Annotated in this window: 17 protein-coding genes; 10 read left to right on the forward strand and 7 right to left on the reverse strand. The window is 64.6% G+C overall.

The genetic code is table 11. The features are described from left to right. Positions 1–13: 13 nt before the first annotated feature. Together QA640_RS42350 and QA640_RS42355 are read right to left on the reverse strand one after the other, a co-directional pair. Positions 14–889 (reverse strand): S-methyl-5'-thioadenosine phosphorylase, encoded by an 876-nt coding sequence (locus QA640_RS42350; protein WP_283038524.1) that lies wholly within the window; start codon positions 887–889, stop codon positions 14–16. A gap of 186 nt (positions 890–1,075) precedes the next feature. Further along, positions 1,076–1,348, reverse strand: coding sequence for a phosphopantetheine-binding protein (locus QA640_RS42355; RefSeq protein WP_283038525.1), 273 nt, complete (start codon positions 1,346–1,348; stop codon positions 1,076–1,078). A gap of 341 nt (positions 1,349–1,689) precedes the next feature. Here QA640_RS42355 and QA640_RS42360 point away from each other — a divergent pair, with 341 nt between their 5' ends. The 4 genes from QA640_RS42360 to QA640_RS42375 all read left to right on the forward strand — a co-directional run bounded on the left by QA640_RS42360 (position 1,690) and on the right by QA640_RS42375 (position 5,529). Next, positions 1,690–2,910, forward strand: a complete 1,221-nt coding sequence (locus tag QA640_RS42360) for an acyl-CoA dehydrogenase family protein (protein ID WP_283038526.1) — start codon at positions 1,690–1,692, stop codon at positions 2,908–2,910. A 68-nt stretch (positions 2,911–2,978) separates the two neighbouring features. Further along, positions 2,979–3,959: an amino acid--[acyl-carrier-protein] ligase gene (locus tag QA640_RS42365; protein ID WP_283038527.1), complete on the forward strand. Its 981-nt coding sequence runs from the start codon at positions 2,979–2,981 to the stop codon at positions 3,957–3,959. Between the two features lie 35 nt (positions 3,960–3,994). Beyond that, a complete protein-coding gene (locus tag QA640_RS42370; RefSeq protein WP_283038528.1) occupies positions 3,995–4,870 on the forward strand; it encodes an acyl-CoA acyltransferase in 876 nt (291 codons plus the stop codon). Positions 4,871–4,911: 41 nt separating this feature from the next. Next, entirely contained in the window at positions 4,912–5,529 is a 618-nt protein-coding gene (locus QA640_RS42375) for a class I SAM-dependent methyltransferase (RefSeq protein ID WP_283038529.1), read from the forward strand. Between the two features lie 6 nt (positions 5,530–5,535). Here the strand turns inward: QA640_RS42375 and QA640_RS42380 are convergent, their stop codons facing one another. Beyond that, entirely contained in the window at positions 5,536–6,423 is an 888-nt protein-coding gene (locus QA640_RS42380; protein ID WP_283038530.1) for a branched-chain amino acid aminotransferase, read from the reverse strand. Positions 6,424–6,571: 148 nt separating this feature from the next. On the opposite strand from QA640_RS42380, the gene QA640_RS42385 reads away from it, so the two are divergent. The 5 genes from QA640_RS42385 (at position 6,572) to recQ (ending at position 12,994) form a co-directional block, all read left to right on the forward strand. Further along, positions 6,572–7,507 carry an alpha/beta hydrolase gene (locus QA640_RS42385; protein WP_283038531.1) on the forward strand — a complete coding sequence of 312 codons (936 nt, stop codon included), beginning with the start codon at positions 6,572–6,574 and terminating at the stop codon, positions 7,505–7,507. Between the two features lie 336 nt (positions 7,508–7,843). Next, entirely contained in the window at positions 7,844–9,145 is a 1,302-nt protein-coding gene (locus QA640_RS42390) for an O-acetylhomoserine aminocarboxypropyltransferase/cysteine synthase family protein (RefSeq protein WP_283038532.1), read from the forward strand. Between the two features lie 12 nt (positions 9,146–9,157). Beyond that, positions 9,158–10,153, forward strand: a complete 996-nt coding sequence (locus tag QA640_RS42395) for a homoserine O-succinyltransferase (RefSeq protein ID WP_283038533.1) — start codon at positions 9,158–9,160, stop codon at positions 10,151–10,153. 135 nt (positions 10,154–10,288) lie between these two features. Then, a complete protein-coding gene (locus QA640_RS42400) occupies positions 10,289–11,008 on the forward strand; it encodes a polysaccharide deacetylase family protein (RefSeq protein WP_283038534.1) in 720 nt (239 codons plus the stop codon). Between the two features lie 120 nt (positions 11,009–11,128). Next, a complete protein-coding gene (recQ, locus tag QA640_RS42405) occupies positions 11,129–12,994 on the forward strand; it encodes a DNA helicase RecQ (RefSeq protein ID WP_283038535.1) in 1,866 nt (621 codons plus the stop codon). A 253-nt stretch (positions 12,995–13,247) separates the two neighbouring features. Here recQ and QA640_RS42410 read toward each other — a convergent pair whose 3' ends face one another. Beyond that, positions 13,248–14,261, reverse strand: a complete 1,014-nt coding sequence (locus tag QA640_RS42410) for a 1-aminocyclopropane-1-carboxylate deaminase (RefSeq protein ID WP_283038536.1) — start codon at positions 14,259–14,261, stop codon at positions 13,248–13,250. Positions 14,262–14,424: 163 nt separating this feature from the next. On the opposite strand from QA640_RS42410, the gene QA640_RS42415 reads away from it, so the two are divergent. Further along, positions 14,425–14,889 carry an Lrp/AsnC ligand binding domain-containing protein gene (locus tag QA640_RS42415; RefSeq protein WP_283038537.1) on the forward strand — a complete coding sequence of 155 codons (465 nt, stop codon included), beginning with the start codon at positions 14,425–14,427 and terminating at the stop codon, positions 14,887–14,889. A gap of 12 nt (positions 14,890–14,901) precedes the next feature. Here the strand turns inward: QA640_RS42415 and QA640_RS42420 are convergent, their stop codons facing one another. From QA640_RS42420 to QA640_RS42430, 3 genes are read right to left on the reverse strand one after another with little or no spacing between them, the layout of a single operon-like run. Beyond that, a complete protein-coding gene (locus QA640_RS42420) occupies positions 14,902–16,209 on the reverse strand; it encodes a citrate-proton symporter (RefSeq protein WP_283038538.1) in 1,308 nt (435 codons plus the stop codon). Positions 16,210–16,236: 27 nt separating this feature from the next. Next, the gene (locus QA640_RS42425) at positions 16,237–17,697 is read right to left on the reverse strand and encodes an NAD(P)/FAD-dependent oxidoreductase (RefSeq protein ID WP_283038539.1); all 1,461 of its coding nucleotides are present in this window, start codon (positions 17,695–17,697) and stop codon (positions 16,237–16,239) included. Next, entirely contained in the window at positions 17,694–18,674 is a 981-nt protein-coding gene (locus QA640_RS42430) for a LysR family transcriptional regulator (RefSeq protein ID WP_283038540.1), read from the reverse strand. Before QA640_RS42430 ends, QA640_RS42425 begins: the two co-directional genes overlap by 4 nt. Positions 18,675–18,692 lie beyond the last annotated feature (18 nt).

The following is an 18,692-nucleotide window of genomic DNA, read 5'->3' on the forward strand; positions in this document are numbered from 1 at the left end:
TCTGCCTTTCGTCCTATGCGCGGAGCAAGCGCCCCGCGACGGCATCGAGCTTCCTCAGAAGCTCCGGATCACGCGCCTCCGGTGCGGTGATGAGCGCGGTGTCGAGCGCGCGGTCCGAGCCGATCGGGCACGGCTCATGTTCGCGCGGAAAATCCTTTGCTAGTCGCGCGACCAGCGCCTTGGCCTTGTCCGCATTCGAGGTCAGCACACGGATGATGTCCTGCACGGTGACGGCGTCGTGATCCGGATGCCAGCAATCGAAATCCGTCACCATGGCGACGGTGGCATAGCAGATTTCTGCCTCGCGGGCGAGCTTGGCCTCGGGCATGTTGGTCATGCCGATCACGGAATAACCCAGCGTCTTGTAACTCATGCTTTCCGCAAGCGTCGAGAATTGCGGTCCCTCCATGCAGACATAGGTGCCGCCGCGCGCGATTGCGATGCCTTCGGCTTCGGCCGCGGCGGCGAGGTGGATACGCAGCCGCGGCGAGACCGGATGCGCCATCGAGACATGCGCGACGCAGCCCCTGCCGAAGAACGAGCTCTCGCGTTTGTGGGTGCGGTCGACGAACTGATCGACGAGCACGAAGGTGCCCGGCGGCAGTTCCTCCTTGAAGGAACCGCAGGCCGAGAGCGACACCAGATCGGTGACGCCGGCGCGCTTCAGGACGTCGATATTGGCGCGATAGTTGATGTCGGAGGGCGACAGGCGGTGGCCCTTGTCATGCCGCGGCAGGAACACGATCGGCAGACCGGCGATGGTGCCGCGCCTGACCGGCGCCGACGGCTCGCCCCAGGGGCTCCCGATCACCTCTTCGTGCGCGCCCTCGAGGCCCGGCAGGTCGTAGATGCCGGAGCCGCCGATGATGCCCAATACCGCCTGCGTCATGCCTGCTTCACCCCGTCCGCGATGTGCAACGTGGTTAAGCTATGCCAGTTTTGAGGCGGATTTGGAACGGGGATAGTGAGCGATTAGCGTCATTGCGAGGAGCGAAGCGACGTAGCAATCCAGACTGCCCCCGGGGGCAGTCTGGATTGCTTCGCTTCGCTCGCAATGACGGAGGAGAGGGCCGAACTACGCCGCCTTCACCGGCTGCAACTGGCTCGCCACCATTCGCACGAGCGTATCGACCGACTGGAAATTGTCCGGCGTGATTTCGGATTGCGGGATGGTGAAGTCGAACTCGGCCTCCACGCCGAGCATCAGGTTGACCATGTCCATCGAGGTCAGGCCGATGTCGACGAGGCGCGCACCCGGCGCGATGTCCACGGCGAGCGAATTCTGCTCGAGGATGCCCTTCACCAGCTTGATGATGCGATCCCGCACATCGGTATCGAACGCCTGCATCTGAATTATCCCATACTCTGATAGGATCCGGACCGCGTCTACGATGGGCATGACGGGCCGATCCCGCAATGGGCGAAACCCTTAACTCGCGCTTCTTAGTAAACGATGACTCAGATTGACTAAAACTCGTGGCTTCTTCCATCATTAACGCGACCTCGGAAACTCGGGTGGCGCAAAAAACCGGGTCTTAACTGCTCGTTCCGAATTAAGCCTTGTTTACCTTCAATTTCGTCGACGAATTTGAATTAAATCCGTAGCCTCCCGGTCAAGCAAACATGGTCGGAAGATTGTCATGGCGTGAGCCCTGCCGATCTCGAACGACGAACCGGAGGCGGACCATCATGAACGTGCGTGAAGCGGCTCTTCAATCTGTCGACGACGCTCAGGCAGGCTTTCTCGAGCACAGCCCTTCTCTGGTGGAACGCGCCGTGCGCATGGCGACGGTGGCAGCCGCCGAAGCCGATGGCGTCGATCGCGACGGCCGCTTTCCTCACAAGGCATTCGATGCCGCACGCGAGCAAAAGCTGCTCGGCGTGATGATCCCGGTCGAATTCGGTGGCTTCGGCGCCTCGATCTACGACGTCACCGACATCTGCTACACGCTCGGGCGCGCCTGCGCCTCGACCGCAATGATCTACGCGATGCACACAACCAAGGTCGCGTGCGTTATCAGGCACGGCCACGGCATTCCCTGGATGGAGACCATGATGCGCCGGGTTGGCCGCGACCAGTGGCTGCTCGCCTCCTCCACCACCGAAGGCCAGAACGGCGGCAATATCCGCGCGAGCGCGGCTGCGGTCGATCATGAAGGCGACATGATCGCGCTGACGCGCGACGCCACCGTGATCTCCTACGGCGCCGAAGCCGACGGCCTCGTCACGATCGCGCGCCGCGCGGGCGACGCAGTCGCCTCCGACCAGGTGCTGCTGGCGCTCGCCAGGGACGACTATTCGCTGAAGCGGACGCTGGGCTGGGAAACGCTCGGGATGCGCGGCACCTGCTCGACCGGCTTCGAGCTGAGGGTCGACTGCCCCGCCGACCGTGTCTTCCCGGAATCCTATGACAGGATCCACGCACAGACGATGACGCCGTTTGCGCATCTGTGCTGGTCGTCGGCCTGGGCCGGCGTTGCGGCTGCCGCCGTGACGCGCGCGCAGGCGTTCATCCGCAAGGCGGCCCGCGCCTCCGGCGGCCAGATGCCACCGGCGGCCGCCCATTTCACCGCCGCGAAGATGTCGCTGGCAAAACTGCGCGCGCTGATTGCCTCCAATATCGATGCCTTCGCCCATCATGAGCATGACGAGCGCGCGCTCGGCTCGCTCGATTTCCAATCCTCGATCACGCTTCTCAAGGTGCAGGCCTCCGAGCTTGCGGTCGAGACGGTAATGCACGCGATGCGCACGACCGGCCTCGCCGGCTATCGCAATGACGGCGATTTCACCATGGGCCGCCATCTGCGCGACGTGCTCTCCGCGCCGATCATGATCAACAATGACCGCATCCTCGCCAACGCCGCGACGTCGACCCTGATGAGCGGCATGCCGGCAAGCCTTCGCGACTGACAAGCCTTCGAGACTGACGAGCCTACGCGACCAACAAGAAGAATTGCAGATAACAGGAAGTTTTGACCATGAACGTTGCCGTCCTCCCGACCTCGCCCGACACCGCACCGCAAGCGGTTGATCCGCTCGACCATCTCACCGACGTGCTGTTTCACCGCATGGGTTCGGACGGCGTCTACGCCCGCACCGCGCTCTATGAGGATGTCGTGGAGCGGCTCGCCGCGTTGATCACGCGGCACCGTGAGGCCGGCACCGAGGCGATGCGCTTTCCGCCCGTGATGAGCCGAGCGCAGCTGGAGAAATCCGGCTACCTCAAGAGCTTCCCGAACCTGCTCGGCTGCGTCTGTGGCCTGCATGGTACCGAACGCGAGATCAACGCCGCGGTGAGCCGCTTCGACGCCGGCGGCGACTGGACCACATCGCTCTCGCCTGCTGATCTCGTGCTATCGCCTGCGGCCTGCTATCCCGTCTATCCGATCGCGGCGAGCCGCGGGCAACTGCCGAAAGGTGGCCTGCGCTTTGACGTCGCCGCCGACTGCTTCCGCCGCGAGCCGTCGCGTCATCTCGACCGGCTGCAATCGTTCCGGATGCGCGAATATGTCTGCATCGGCAGCCCCGATGACGTCGCCGATTTTCGCGAGCGCTGGATGATGCGCGCGCAGGCAATCGCCCGCGACCTCGGCCTGACCTTCCGTGTCGACTATGCCAGCGATCCCTTCTTCGGCCGCATCGGCCAGATCAAGGCGGTGAGCCAGAAGCAGCAGCAGCTCAAGTTCGAGCTGCTCATTCCGCTGCGCTCGGAGGAACAGCCGACGGCCTGTATGAGCTTCAACTATCACCGTGAGCATTTCGGCATGACCTGGGGCATTCAGGACGCCAATGGCGAACCCGCCCACACCGGCTGCGTCGCCTTCGGCATGGACCGCCTCGCCGTCGCGATGTTCCACACCCACGGCGTCGACCTCTCCGCCTGGCCCGCCAAGGTGCGGGACATCCTGGGCCTGTCGCCGCATGTCGCGGCGGATGCTCATGTCGAAGGCTGGCGCTAAGCAACAGGCCGATCATTTCCACGGGTAAGACGAGCGTGATCCACACCAAGATCCGATGCCGCGAGATCACTGAGTCCGATGTCGATGCCATCGCGGACCTGCTGACGCGCGGCTTCGTCGGCCGCTCGCGCGACTACTGGATCCAAGGCCTGCGCCGGCAAGCGTTTCGCCCTGTGCCCGAGGGCTATCCGCGCTTCGGCTACATGCTCGACAATGAGGGCATGCCGGTCGGCGTGCTGCTTTTGATCTACACGGCGCGCAAGGACGGCGAAAACGTCGCCATCCATTGCAACCTATCGAGCTGGTACGTCGAGCCGGCGTTCCGCAACTACGCGCCGTTCCTCACCAAGATCGCGCAGCGGCACAAGGACGTGACCTATCTCAACATCAGCCCGGCGGTGTGGACCTGGCCGACCATCGAGACGCAGGGATTCAAGGCCTATTGCGCCGGCCTGTTCTTCTCGGTGCCAGCGCTGTCGCGCGCGCCGCGCTGGACCAAAATCGAGGTGATCGCGCCGCACGCCAAGCAGGTCCAGGGCCTCTGCGAGGCCGAGACCGAGCTTTTGACGCGGCATGCGCGCTACAACTGCCTGAGCCTCGTCGTCCGTACGCCGAAGGGCGTGTTCCCCTTCATCCTGCAACCGGTGCGCATCCGCCGCGGCTGGATCGCGCCGCCTGCGATGCAACTGATCTATTGCCGCAGCGTCGCCGAATTCGTCGCCTGCGCCGGCCGCATCGGCCGCCTGCTGCTACGGCTCGGCAAGATCTCGGTCATCGTCGATTCCAATGGCCCCATCCCCGGCCTCACCGGCGTCTACACCGAACGGCGCGGCCGGAAATATTTCAAGGGCCCGCACCGGCCGCAACTGGCCGACCTTACCGATACGGAGCTCGTGCTGTACGGGCCGTGACGAGAACGTGATAAGGTTCGGCTCCAAACGGAGCGACCGTGATGTCCGAGCGCAGCACACATTGGGAACGCGTCTACACGACCAAGGGCGAGACCGAGGTGAGCTGGTTCCAGGAGAGCCCGGCCATCTCGCTTCAGATGATCAGCGCAGCGAATCCAGGCCGTGACGCCGCCATCATCGATGTCGGCGGCGGAGCGTCGCGCCTGGTCGATGTGCTGCTGCAGCAAGGCTACCGCTCCATTGCGGTACTCGATCTCTCCGCCCATGCGCTGGACGCTGCGAAGACACGGATCGGCCCTGCCGCCGCCGACGTCGACTGGATCGTTGCCGACGTCACGACATGGCGGCCCGCACGCTCATACGATGTCTGGCACGACCGCGCCGCATTTCATTTCCTGACCGAGCGCTCCGATCGGGTTGCGTATGTCGATCGCCTGCGATCGGCGGTGTGCGGAGGCGGTCACGTCATCATCGGCACTTTCGCGCTCGACGGTCCGGAGAAATGCAGCGGGCTGCCGGTGCAGCGCTATGACGGCAACAGTCTCGCCGCAGAGCTTGGCCCAGATTTCGAGCTGCTGGAGACGCGTCGCGACGTTCACCGCACGCCCTGGGATTCGACGCAGGCGTTTCAGTTCAGCCGTTTTCGCAGGCGCGAGTGAGCAGCCCTACGCCGCGAGCTTCACGGCGTGGGCAAAGTCCCAATAGAGCTTGCGCGCTTTGGTGTAGAACGGGCCCAGCTTCAGCTCTCGATCGTCGATGCGAATGACGGGGGTGACTTTGGCGAAATTGCCGCTCGAGAAAATCTCGTCGGCAGCGAGAAAATCGGCATAGCGCAAGGTCTTCTCGACCACTGTGACACCGTCGGCACGCAGCAGCCCGATCACGCGTTGGCGCGTGATGCCGTTCAAGAAGGTGCCGTTCGGCGCCGGCGTGTAGACCACGCCGTCTTTCGCCATGAATACGTTGGAATTGCCGAACTCCGCGACATTGCCGAGCATATCGAGCATCAGGGCGTTCTGGAAGCCGCGGGAGGCGGCTTCGGCGAGCGCGCGCGAATTGTTCGGATAGAGGCAGGCTGCCTTTGCCTCGACCGGCGCGCATTCCGCCGTCGGCCTGCGGAACGGCGACAGCGTGATCGCGTTGCCGACCGGCTTTGGCATCGGCGCTTCGTAGATGCACAGGCACCATGTGGTGGTCTCAGGGTCGAACAGCACGCCGCCACCGGCGCCGTTCTGCGCCCAGTACATCGGACGAATGTAGAGCTCGGCCTTCGGTGCAAAGCGCGCAATGCCGTCGCGCGCGAGCGTCATCCAGGTGTCGGTGTCGACCACCGGCTTGAGGCCAAAGTTGATCGCGGACTGGTTCGCGCGGGCGACGTGGCGGTCGAGATCGGGCGCGACGCCTTCGAACGCGCGAGCGCCGTCGAACACCACGGAGCCGAGCCAGGCGCCATGCGTGCGCGGCCCCATGATCGGCACGTTGCCCTCGTGCCACTTGCCTTCGAAGAAGGTCCAGCTCGGCGAGTATTCGATGGGTTTTATGCTCTCGGCCATGGACCGACCTCCCCTTATCGTGATGCCGCAATATGCGGCACTATTAGCCGAATTCCTAAAGGATTTCCTGCATGGAACTTGACCGATGGGGCTCGATTCTGGATTGCTGAGCCACAGATTCAAGGCAGCGATCCCGAGAGAACGCCCAATGCCGCTCGATCCGCTTGCAAAGCGCTTGTTGACCATGATGGCCGCGGCCGGGCCGGCGGCGCGCACCCGCCCGAGCGTCGAAGCGCGGCGGCAGTCGCTGGCGAAGCTGATGCAGTTTGCGCGCGCGGAGGCTCCGGGCGTTGCGACGACTGACGGCACGCTGCCCGGCCCTGGCGGCGAGCTGGCCTACCGCCTCTATGCGCCGGAAAACGCCGCACCGCGAGCGCCGGGCTTCGTGTTCTTCCACGGCGGCGGGCTCGTGGCCGGCAGCATCCAGACCCATGACCGCATCGCCGCGGGCATCGCGCACGTGACCGGTTGCCGCCTGATATCGGTCGATTACCGGCTCGCGCCCGAGCACAAATTCCCCGCCGCGATCGACGACGCGATCGCCGCAACCGAATGGGTGGCGCGGAACGCTGGTCTCCTCGGCATCGACGCAGAGCGCCTGGTGATCGGCGGTGATTCCGCCGGCGCGACGCTGGCGGCCGTCGTATGCCAGGAAGCGACACAGAACGCCGGGCTCTCTATCGTCGCGCAATGCCTGATCTGCCCGGTGCTGGATTTCGAGGAGACCTCGCCGTCGCGCGAGGCCTTTGCCGAAAATCACCTGATCGATCGCATCACGATCAACGCCGATCTCGCCGATTATCTACCTGACGGCATCGATGCCGCCGATCCCCGCATCTCGCCGCTTCGCGCAGCGCGGCTGACGGGCTTGCCACCGGCGATCATCCACACCGCCGAGTTCGACCCGATGCGCGACGAGGGCAACGCCTACGCGCGCAAGCTGCTGGCGGCCGGCGTCGTCGTCGAGCATGTCTGCCACGACGGCATGGTCCACAATTTCCACGCCATGGGTGCGATCCTGCCGCAGGCGCAGCTCGTGCTGTCGCAGATCGGCGAACAGGTGCGGCGCGCGGTCGGAGAGTGAGGCACACTCACTGCGCCCTCTCCCCTTGTGAGTTGCTTCGCGTAGCGAAGCCGGGTGAGGGTTGTCTCCGCGAGTAAACCTCTCGCGGTCTGCGCGCGCTGAGACAACCCCTCATCCGGCGCTTCGCGCCACCTTCTCCCACAAGGGGAGAAGGAAGGCAGCGTGCACAGATTGATTCAACTTTTAGCTAATTCGGCAGTCGTCGTTAGGGTTACTTCGTCGATCTCTAGACGAATTATTGCTCGCTTTACCACCCGCCTCTAACACGAGGACGGCGGATAACGCACATCCATTGACGTGCCAATAAGTGCGACCCGCTGGACGCGGAGGTGGACGATGCGCAACGAAACGATCGCTATTCACGCCGGCTACGAACCAGAAGCGACCACACATGCGGTCGCCGTACCGATCTACCAGACCGCGGCCTATGCATTCGACAGCGCCGATCACGGTGCAGCTCTCTTCAATCTCGAAGCGGAAGGCTATCGCTACAGCCGCATCGCCAATCCGACCACGGCCGTGCTGGAGAAGCGCATCAGCGAGCTCGAAGGTGGCGTCGGCGCGTTGGCGGTCGCAACCGGACAGGCGGCGCTGCATTTCGCCTTCGTCAACGTTGCCGATCACGGCGGCAACATCGTTTCCGTGCCGCAGCTCTACGGCACCACGCACACCCTGCTCTCCCACATCCTGCCGCGCCAGGGTATCACGGGCCGCTTTGCCGAGAGCGACAAGCCAGATGCGATCGCAAGGCTGATCGACGAGGACACGCGCGCGGTGTTCGCCGAGTCCATCGGCAACCCCGCCGGCAATGTCTGCGACATCGAGGCGCTGGCGAAGACCGCGCATGCCCATGGCGTGCCGCTGATCGTCGACAACACGGTGGCGACGCCGATCCTGCTCAAGCCGTTCGATTACGGCGCCGACGTCGCTGCACACTCGCTGACGAAATTTCTGGGCGGCCACGGTACCACGCTCGGTGGCGCGATCGTCGATTCCGGACGGTTCCCGTGGGCGCAGCACGCCGCACGCTTCCCAGCCTTCAACACGCCGGACGCGTCCTATCACGGCCTCGTCTATGCCGAGCGCTTCGGCAAGACCGCCTTCATTGAGCGTGCGCGCAGCATCTATCAGCGCACCATGGGCTCGGTGCTGTCGCCCTTCAACGCCTTCCTGCTGCTCCAGGGTATCGAGACCGTGGCGCTACGCATGGAGCGCCACGTCGAGAACGCACGCAAGGTCGCGGAATTCCTGCGCTCTGACCCGCGCGTGGCCTGGGTCAACTATGCCGGCTTCCCGAACAGCCCATATTATTCGCTGGTGCAGAAATATCTCGCGGGCCATGGCTCGTCCCTGTTCACCTTCGGCATCAAGGGCGGCATGGAGGCCGGCAAGGCGTTTTATGACGCGCTGAAGCTGATCACGCGGCTTGTCAACATCGGCGATGCAAAATCGCTCGCTTGCCATCCGGCCTCGACCACGCATCGGCAGATGTCGGCCGAGCAGCAGCGCGCGGCCGGCGTGCTGCCGGAGACGATCCGCCTCTCGATCGGCATCGAGCATATCGCCGATATCATCGAAGATATCGACCAGGCGCTGGCCAAGGCCTGCCCGTCTGAACGGCTTCAGGCTGCGGAGTAGGCGGCCGCGCCGATGACCGTCTTGATCGACAAGGATCAAGGTATTTTGAGCCCGGCCCTGGTGCCGGCGCAGGGTGACGCGCGCGACGATGGTCGCGAGATCACCATCGGTCTGATCAACAACATGCCTGATCCGGCACTGAAGGCGACCGAGCGACAGTTCATGAAGCTGTTGCAAGCCGCCGCCGGCGCGCGCCGCATCCGCTTCCAGCGTTTTTCGCTGCCCTCGGTCAAGCGCTCGTCGGAAGCGCGCTGGCATGTCGAGAGCGAATATTCCGACCTCTCCGATCTGAAGCGGCAAAGATACGACGGATTGATCGTGACCGGCGCCGAGCCGGTCGCGCCCGACCTCGATCAGGAGCCCTACTGGCGCGATCTCACTGACATCATCGACTGGGCGAGGACCAACACGCGCTCGACGATCTGGTCGTGCCTTGCCGCGCATGCAGCGGTGCTGCATCTCGACCGGATCGCGCGGCGGCCGCTTGCCGCCAAATGCCACGGCATTTTCGACTGCGAGACGATCGGCAGCGATCGGCTGACGCGCGCCGCGCCGGCGCAGTTGAAAGTCTCACACTCAAGGCTGAACGAGGTCGCAGAAGCCGACCTCACCAAGCATGACTACCAGGTGCTGACACGGTCGACCAAGGCCGGCGTCGACGTCTTCACCCGGCAATATGCCAGCCGTTTCGTATTCTTCCAGGGCCATCCAGAGTATGACGCGCTGTCGCTGCAGCGTGAATATCTGCGCGATATCGGCCGCTTCCTGGCGCGCGAACGCGAGACCTATCCAGCACTGCCCGTGAGCTATTTTGACGCAGCGACCGAGGAGAAGCTCATCCGCTTCGAAAAGCGCGCCAAGCATCAGCGTCATCCGGCGATGGCGAGCGAACTGCCCGGGCTGAATTTGCGCGGTGATATCGCCGCAGGAAGCGCCGCGGCTGTGCTTTTCAGGAACTGGCTCGATTTTCTCGCCGAAGATGCGGCGATGCCGCTATCTCTGCGCTAAAGAGGCGGGTGGACCGTCCGTTAGGCATAACGAATCGTAAGGCTTGCGTCAGGCCGAGGGCGGATGGTTCATTGCTACCGCCCCGCTTGGAAATACAGGGAAGCAACCCCGGTGTGGTCGGCAATCAACGGACGCGTGAGCAATCGGCTGGCCCGGCATTTTGCGGTCTCGGCGCACCGGCTGTCGGCACGTGCGCCGATGGTCAGCTTCACCTTCGATGACGCTCCCGACAGCGCCGCGAGCCGTGGCGCCTCCATGCTGGAAGAATATGGCGGACGCGGCACGTTCTATCTGGCCGGCAGCCAGATCGGGCAGTGGTCCGGACACTGGCTCGGATTATCCAATGACGCGATTCTGCAACTCCATCATCGCGGCCACGAGATCGCCTGCCACACGTTCTCGCACCGCCGTGCAGCCGATCTCGATCAAACCGCGCTGGCGCGCGAGATCGAGCAGAACCGCACCTATTTTCGCGCGCTCGACCCGACGATCAGGCTCGAGAATTTCGCGTACCCTTACGGTCTCGCCTCGATCTGGCGCAAGCCGCAGCTCACCAAGAGCTTCCGCTCGGCACGCGGCATCCTTCCCGGCGTCAATCGCGACGTCATCGACCTGCATCTGCTGCGTTCCACGCCTTTGATCGACAAGGACATCGATGCCGGCGGCATCGACCGCTATTTCGACGAGACCACTGCGAGCGGCGGCTGGCTGATCTTCTACGGCCACGACGTCGTCACCCGGCCGAGCCCCTATGGCTGCTCGCCGTCCCTATTGCACCACGCATTGAAGGCGGCGCGGAAGCACGACGTTCCGATCGTGACGGTCGCCGAAGGCCTACGGCGAATCGGGGCGTAGCTCTCTTCTCCCCTTCTCGCTGATCGGCATTCCCCGTGTTGCGCAAACACACTTGCCACAGCCGCCCCGCCATGCGACTGCCGTGGACCAAATCTCACGGCACTATCAGACTAGCCGCCCATGTCCGCCCCCTCCACCGCTTCCCAACCCGCGCCGGCCGATGGCCGCGACGCGTTGTCGGTGCTGCATTCGGTGTTCGGGCTCTCCGGCTTCCGTGGCGCGCAAGGCGAAATCGTCCGGCATGTGACGGCGGGCGGTAATTGCCTGGTGCTGATGCCGACCGGCGGCGGCAAGTCGCTCTGTTACCAGTTGCCATCCCTCTTGCGCGAAGGCTGCGGCGTCGTGGTGTCGCCTCTGATCGCTCTGATGCGCGATCAGGTCGCGGGCCTGATCGAATCCGGCGTCAACGCTGCCGCGCTGAACTCCTCGCTGACACCGCAAGAAGCCTCCGAGGTCGAGCGCCGCCTGATCGCTGGTGATCTCGACCTGCTCTATATCGCGCCCGAGCGGCTGGTCACGCCGCGCTGCCTGTCAATGCTGGCGCAGGCCAGGGTCGCGCTGTTTGCGATCGACGAGGCACACTGCGTCTCGCAATGGGGGCACGATTTTCGTCCTGAATATGTCGCGCTCTCGGTCATCGCCGAGCGCTTTCCCGACGTGCCGCGGATCGCGCTCACCGCCACCGCCGACGAACTGACGCGCAAGGAGATCGTCGAGCGGCTGCAACTCGCGGATGCGCCGCAATTCGTCTCCAGCTTCGACAGGCCGAACATCCGCTACGAGATCGTCGACAAGCGCAACTCGGTGGCGCAACTGAAGGAGTTCATCCGCGAGCGCCATGGCGGCGAGGCCGGCATCGTCTATTGCCTGTCACGCAACCGGGTCGAGGAGGTCGCTGCCGCCTTGAGCGATGCCGGCATTCCGGCGCTCCCCTATCATGCCGGGCTCGATGGCGGTGTGCGCTCGCGCAACCAGGATCGCTTCCTGAATGAGGACGGCATCGTCATCGTCGCGACCATCGCCTTCGGCATGGGCATCGACAAACCGGACGTGCGCTTCGTCGCGCATCTCGACCTGCCCAAGAGTATCGAGGCCTATTATCAGGAGACCGGGCGGGCCGGCCGCGACGGAAATCCGTCCGCTGCCTGGATGGCCTACGGCCTTTCCGACATCGTGCAGCAACGCCGCATGATCGACGAGTCAGGCGCCTCCGACGCGTTCAAGCGGGCCTCGATCGGCAAGCTCGACGCGCTGGTCGGACTTGCCGAGACCGCGCATTGCCGGCGCCGGCGGCTGCTCGCCTATTTCGGCGAGACGGTCATGGCCGACAATTGCGGCAATTGCGACAACTGCCTGACGCCGCCGCAGATGCGCGACGGCAAGGTGTTGGCGCAGAAGCTCTTGTCCTGCGTCTACCGCACCGGACAGCGCTTCGGCGCCATGCACCTGATCGACGTTCTGGTGGGACGCCTGACCGAGAAAGTGACGCAGTTCGGCCACGACAAGCTGACCGTGTTCGGCGTCGGCCGTGAGCTCAACGAGAAGCAGTGGCGTACGGTGCTCAGGCAATTGGTGGCGATGGGGCATTTGCAGAGCGACAGCGAGGCTTTTGGCGCGCTGAAGCTGACGGAGTCTTCGCGCGGCGTCTTGCGCGGCGAGACGGAGGTCTGGCTGCGCGAGGAAGCCCCGGGGACGCGCCTTCGCGCCAGCCGCGCGAAATCCCGCCGCGGCGATCTTGCGCCGGCGTCGAGCGCGCCACAGGGCGACGTCGATCCCGAATTGCGCGCACGCCTGCGCGCCTGGCGCTCCGAGGTCGCCCGCGAGCGCGGCGTGCCCGCCTATGTCGTGCTGCACGATGCAACGATCGACGGCATCGTCCGCGCCTGGCCGACCACGCTGGATGAGTTGCGCAACGTGCCGGGGATCGGCGACAAGAAGCTCGAGCACTACGGCGAGGAGCTGCTGCGGCTGATCAGGACACGGTAGGGCGCGGCGCAGCGGTCGTTGGCGCGCTCAATCCCTCCACACGTCGTCCCGGACAAGCGCGGCGAAGCGGAGCGCGATCCGGGATCCCCGCGCGAGCGCTTGCGCTCGTCGCGATTACCACAGGAAGTTGTTTGACGACGGCTCGTGGTTACCAGCTTCGCGCCGCAACCCCCGTGGTTATGGGCCTCCCGAGCTCGCGGCTTCGCCGCGCCCCGGGACGACCGTCTTGGTGGGGTACGCCGCTCGCGTTCCGTCACCCATTCCGGAAAGCGTAGCCGTAGCCGTTGAGCGCCGGTGCGCCGCCGAGATGGGCGTAGAGGATCTTGGCGCCCTTCTCGAAATGGCCCTTCTTTGCGAGGTCGATCAGGCCCTGCATCGACTTGCCCTCGTAGACGGGGTCGGTGATCATGCCTTCGAGACGCGCGGTGAGGCGGATGGCTGCCTTGGTCTCCTCCGACGGCACGCCGTAGGCGGGATAGGCGTAATCCTCGATCAGCACGACGTCGTCTTCGACGAGCTCCTTGCCGAGCTCGACGAGCTTTGCCGTGTTCTGCGCGATCGACAGCACCTGCGCCTTGGTCTGCGCCGGCGTGAAGGAGGCGTCGATGCCGATCACCTTTCGCGCACGGCCATCCGCGGCGAAGCCAACCAGCATGCCGGCATGCGTCGAGCCGGTGACGGTGCAGACGACGATGTAGTCGAACTTGAAGCCGAGTTCCTTCTCTTGGCGGCGAACCTCCTCGGCGAAGCCGACATAGCCGAGGCCGCCATATTTGTGCACGGAGGCGCCGGCCGGAATTGCGTAAGGCTTGCCGCCCGCGGCCTTCACTTCCTCGATCGCCTGCTCCCAGCTCTTGCGGATGCCGATGTCAAAGCCGTCCTCGACGAGGCGCACGTCGGCGCCCATCACGCGCGACAGCAGGATGTTGCCGACGCGGTCGTAAACGGCATCCTCGTGCGGTACCCAGGCCTCCTGCACCAGGCGGCACTTCATGCCGATCTTGGCCGCGACAGCGGCGACCATGCGGGTGTGGTTGGACTGCACGCCGCCGATCGAGACCAGCGTGTCGGCGTTCGAGGCGATCGCATCGGGGATGATGTATTCGAGCTTGCGCAGCTTGTTGCCGCCATAGGCGAGGCCGGAATTGCAGTCCTCGCGCTTGGCATAGATCTCGACATTGCCGCCGAGATGTTTCGACAGCCGCTCCAGCTTCTCGATTGGCGTCGGCCCGAAGGTCAGCGGATAGCGCGCGAATTTTTCCAGCATCGTAAGGTCATCCCGATTGGCGGTTGAGCTGGAGGGAGCGACTAGCATTAGCCGCGGGAAATGTGCTCTCAAAGCGGCATTCATTTCCGGCCTATCCTTGCACATAGGCAGCTAATGAAGCTATTTTCTTTCACAAAAGCCGCAATCCACGGAAGCTTTTTCCATGGCCATCCGACTCGACCGCGTCGATCTTAAGATATTGCGATTGCTACAGAATAATGGCCGGCTCAGTAATGCCGAGCTGGCCGAAACAGTCGCCATCAGCCCCGCTACCTGCCATCGCCGCACCCAGCGCCTGTTCGAGGATGGTTTTATCGCCTCGGTGCGCGCCATGGTCGCACCTAAGAAGGTGGCCAAGGGCACGCTGGTTATGGTCGGCGTCGTGCTCGACCGCTCGACGCCGGAGAGCTTCGCGATCTTCGAGCAGGCGGTGGCAAAGCTGAAATTCGTGCTCGACTGCCATCTCGTGGCCGGCGACTTCGATTATTTCCTCAAGATCCGCGTCGGCGACATGGAGGATTTCAACCGCATCCACGGCGAACAGCTCATCGCGCTGCCCGGCGTACGCCAGACCAGGACCTTCTTCGTCATGAAGGAGGTCGTCGACAACGCGCCGCTGGAGTTTTGAGCAAGCGCGCCGTCACGAGACCTGTTCGGCAACCTGCTCCGCCGCGGCCACGCCGCGCTCGCCGTCCTCGGGCCGCATCGCTATCACCGAGATCAGGCCGAGGCCGACGCCGATCATGACGTAGAAGATAGGCGCGAGTGGGGAGCCGGTGAGCGCGATCAGCCAGGTCACGAAGAACTGCGCAAAACCGCCGAAGATCAGCACGGCGACATTGTTGACGATCGCAAGCGCGGTCGAGCGGACGCGGACCGGGAACAGCTCGACCAGCGTGGTGCAGTAGACGCCGAGGAAGAACGCGCTGAAGAAGCCGATCACGACCTGGGCAACCAGGAGCTTTGCGATTGACGGCTCGGAGATCACCCAGGCATAGAGCGGATAGAGCGAGACGAAATAACCGGTGAGGGAGGCGAGCAGCAGTAGCTTGCGCGGATAGCGGTCGGAGACCGCGCCGGCGATAGGGACGACGACGACCATGACGATCGCCGCGATCATCTGCACCAGGAAGCTCTGCATCAGCGGCAGCTTCAGCACCTCCTTGGCATAGGTCACGGTGTAGCCGAAGGTGACGTAGAACGAGACCGCGCTCGCGACCACCATGCCCATGCCGATCAGGAAGTTGCGGCCGGGATGTTTCAGCGCGGCGACGAAGCGCTCCTTGTGCACGGTCGCCATGTTGCGCTGGGAGGCTTCGGGCTCGACGACTTTGGCGCGCATGTAGAGCAGGATCGGAACGATCACGAGGCCGACGAAGAACGGGATGCGCCAGGCACCAGCCGCGAGCTGCTCCTGCGTGAAAGTCAACGTCAGGGCGGCGCCGAGCACCGCGCCGAGGACATTCGCCATGAGCTGGCCTGCGATCTGCCAGGAGCCGTAGAAGCCGGTGCGGCCAGGGGGCGCGGCTTCAATCAGATAGGCCGTCGAGGTGCCGAACTCGCCGCCGACCGAAAAGCCCTGGAGCAGCCGCGCCAGCAGCACGATCAGCGGCGCGGCGATACCGGCCGTCGCATAGGTCGGCGTCAGCGCAAGCAGCGCAACCGAGAGCGCCATGATGCCCATGCCGAGCGTCATCGCCGCCTTCCGCCCCTTGCGGTCGCCGAAATAGCCGAGCACGAGGCCGCCGACCGGCCGCATGAAGAAGCCGGTGCCGAACAGCGCGGTGGTCAGCAGCAGCGCGTTGATCTCGCTGCCTGGGACTTTCGGATCGACCGGGAAGAACAAGTTCTTGATGACCGGCGTCATCAGCGCGAACACCGTGAAGTCGTACCATTCCATCGCATTGCCGGCGACCGCCGCCACGATGGCCTTTCTGCTCGTCTGCATCTCGTGCTTGCCTGTCCGGTTGCTGGATTATTCGGCGGGTTGATGAGTGGCGTCGGCGTCGACCCATTCGTCGCCGAGGATCTCGGCCGTGGCGAACGCCTTGAGACTGGCGAAGTGGACAGCGCGATCCTCCACGAACAGCCGGCGGACGATGCCGCGCGCGAGCCGGTCCGCGCCTTCGCTGATCGCGGGGATGTCACCGGAGAGCTTTCCATGGCTCAGCGTCGCCGGATAGTTGAAGCCGTAGAGCCGCGACAGCATCGGGCAGGCGCCCGGCACCTTCTCCTGGAACTGGAAGATGTCGCCGAGGTCGGGCGAGCCGGCGAGCTCGGCATTTTCCATGCCCTCCGGCGTCGGGACGCGATCGCGCCAGAAGCGGATATGCGACGCGAACTCCTTGAGCTCGGGCCGCAGCGCGAGATCGACCTTGAAGCCGGTGCCGAAGATGACGAAGTCGGTTGCGTAACGTCCCTTGGGCGTGGTCACGACCAGATGGTCGCCTTCAACGACGAGATCGTCGATCGGGCTTGCGAGATGAAAATGCGCATGCGGATAAGCCGCGACGCGCAACACACTTTGGCGAGGCGGCGGCGTCTGCGCCTTCAGCGTGTGATCGAGGAAGCGCCATTTCCACGCGTCGGGGAGGCCGGCAAATCCGTGCACGACGCCCTGGCTGCCTATGCCGGTGAACTTGTTGATGCGTGGAATGTCGGCGCGCCGGATGAAGAGATCGAGCCGCGCGGCGCCGTTCTCCAGCGCGACCGCCGCATTGTCCATTGCCGACGCGCCAGCACCGACCACGGCGACACGCTTGCCGCGCAGTTTTTCGAAGTCGATCGTTTCAGAGGAATGTGCCCAGAAGCGCCGGTCGATGCGGTTCGCCAGCGGCGGCACGTAGGCTCCGCCGAGGCCGTCGCGCCCGGTCGCCAGCACGACGTGGCGCGCCAGGATTTTTCGCAAGGCCCCGCACTCGCTGATACCGAGTTCGAACAGCTCGTCGGCTCGCGCGTGAATGTGCTCGACCGTCACCTCGTTGCGAACCGGCAGACTGAGCACCGTGCGGTACCAGACGAGATAGTCCATCCACATCGTGCGCGGCGCGCGGTCGAGCGTTTTCCAGGCCTCCCGGCCGTATTGCGCTTCGAAGAACGCGCGGAAGGTCAGCGCCGGCATGCCCATCGCCGGGCCGGTCAATTCCTTCGGCGAACGCAGCGTGCGCATCCGCGCGAAGGTGACCCAAGGCCCCTCCTCGCCGGCGCGCGCACGGTCGAGCACGAGGTGATTGTCGACGCCGAGCCGCTTCAACATGGCCGATGCGACGAGGCCCGCCATGCCGGCGCCGACGATCACGACGTCAATGATGGCCTCGCCATCCACGACGCGACGCGGCACCCAGGATTTGGCGGGCAATTCCAGCCAGGACAGGTCCTGCTTGAGTCGCTCTTCGAGCGCCGCGAGGCCGGCTGCGTTGGGCGTCATCGTCGTCATGAAGTAGCTTTCTCGAATTCGTCGGCCGCCTCGTCCGGCTCGAGGCTCGCAGCCGCGCCGCTATGCAGCTTTGCACCGGGCATGAGCGTCACCGCCGCGCGCAGCGCGTCGTTGAGGGAGACGACCGTCGGCGTCAGCTCGCGTCCCGTCGGGGAGAGCGCGGCAAACAGGAAAGGAATAGAGACATCCAAACGCCGGGTGACGACGCCTTCCACCGGAAGGCTCGAGGTCAGCACCGGCTCGACGATGGCGATGCCAAGCGACTGCTTGGCCATCGCAATCGCGGTCATCGAGGAATTGGTGTCGATGACCTCGGCGGGCACGACGTCCTCGCGCTCCAGCGCCTCGTCCACCCGGCGGCGCAACCGATAGGGATTGGCCATCGTGAGCAGGCGGCCGCCGCTGAGATCCTTCAGCCGGATCACCTTCTTCTTTGCGAGCGGGTGATCCATCGCGAGGCAGGCGACGCAGGGCACCTCGCAGACCCATTGCACGTCGAGACCGGGATGCTGGACCGGCAGGCTGGCGAGCCCGAAATCCACCGATTGCGACAGCACTGACTGCACGACATTCTCGGCCGAGAGCGCCTGCACATGCACCTGGCCCGGCAACAGCCCGCGCTCCAGCGCAGCAAGCGCGGCGGGAATGAAGCCCGCCGCGAGCGCAGGGATGGCCGCGAGGCTTAGCACCGGCAACGCGCCGGCACCGATCGCATTGGCGCGCTGGCGGATGTGCTTCAAGCCCATCAACAGCCGCTCGACCTCGGCATGAAACAGCACGCCCTTCGGCGTCGGGCTGATGCGCGGACCGTTGCGGGAGAACAGGAGATAGCCGACATCGGCCTCGAGATCCTGGATCTGCCGCGTCACGACCGGCTGCGAGCGGCCGAGCAGCCGCGCCGCGCCGGTAATGCTGCCGGCCGCCATCACCGCCGCGAAGGCCTCCAAGAGCCGGATGTCGATAACGTCATTGTTCATGCGCAGGCTGCTTGCATT

This window comes from Bradyrhizobium sp. CB82, from assembly GCF_029714405.1.
In the GTDB taxonomy this organism is placed as follows: Bacteria; Pseudomonadota; Alphaproteobacteria; order Rhizobiales; family Xanthobacteraceae; genus Bradyrhizobium.